This window comes from Exiguobacterium sp. s89, from assembly GCF_018617735.1.
Lineage (GTDB): Bacteria > Bacillota > Bacilli > Exiguobacteriales > Exiguobacteriaceae > Exiguobacterium > Exiguobacterium marinum.
The window spans coordinates 1-376 of the sequence record NZ_JACSKS010000017.1; the positions used below are offsets into that span (position 1 = coordinate 1).

At 50.3% G+C, this 376-nt stretch carries 2 tRNA genes; both read right to left on the reverse strand.

Annotated features, from left to right (window positions below):
* Nucleotides 1–92: 92 nt before the first annotated feature.
* A tRNA-Ala gene (locus KNO96_RS14275) sits at nucleotides 93–165 on the reverse strand.
* A gap of 24 nt (nucleotides 166–189) precedes the next feature.
* Nucleotides 190–266 (reverse strand) — tRNA-Ile (locus KNO96_RS14280).
* Nucleotides 267–376 lie beyond the last annotated feature (110 nt).

Here is a 376-nt window from a genome sequence, read left to right on the forward strand (position 1 = left end):
ATCTAGCGTCTAAGACACACGGTCCATTACGGACCATATGTGAAATTGGTTTTTGATGTCTTGATGAATCTTCAGTTTTCAAGGAACAAAAGTGGAGCCTAGCGGGATCGAACCGCTGACCTCCTGCGTGCAAGGCAGGCGCTCTCCCAGCTGAGCTAAGGCCCCGTGTAATAAAATTGTTCATAAAAATGGTGGGCCTAAGTGGACTCGAACCACCGACCTCACGCTTATCAGGCGTGCGCTCTAACCGGCTGAGCTATAGGCCCTCATAGAGAGGTGTTTGGTCTCTCAAAACTGAACGATGGGCAATGCCACATGGGCATTTTCCTTAGAAAGGAGGTGATCCAGCCGCACCTTCCGATACGGCTACCTTGTT